Below are 255 nucleotides of genomic sequence, written 5' to 3' on the forward strand. Positions count from 1 at the left end.
GAGGCCGAGCAGGATGTGCTCGGTGCCGATGTAGTTGTGCCCGAGCTGCAGCGCTTCGCGGAGCGACAGTTCGAGCACCTTCTTGGCGCGCGGCGTGAACGGGATGTGGCCCGACGGCGACGATCCGCCCTGACCGATGATCTCCTCGACCTGGCTCCGCACGGCTTCGAGGCTGATGCCGAGCGATTCGAGCGCCTTGGCCGCGACGCCCTCACCCTCGTGGATGAGGCCGAGCAGGATGTGCTCGGTGCCGAT

At 67.5% G+C, this 255-nt stretch carries 1 protein-coding gene; it reads right to left on the reverse strand.

All coding sequences use genetic code 11. The annotated features are described in order from the left end of the window. Nucleotides 1-255, reverse strand: a 255-nt coding sequence (locus ON45_RS20705) for a Clp protease N-terminal domain-containing protein (protein WP_277619192.1), incomplete at both ends; no start/stop codon positions are given.

This window comes from Ilumatobacter nonamiensis YM16-303 (genome assembly GCF_000350145.1).
GTDB classification, from domain to species: Bacteria; Actinomycetota; Acidimicrobiia; order Acidimicrobiales; family Ilumatobacteraceae; genus Ilumatobacter_A; species Ilumatobacter_A nonamiensis.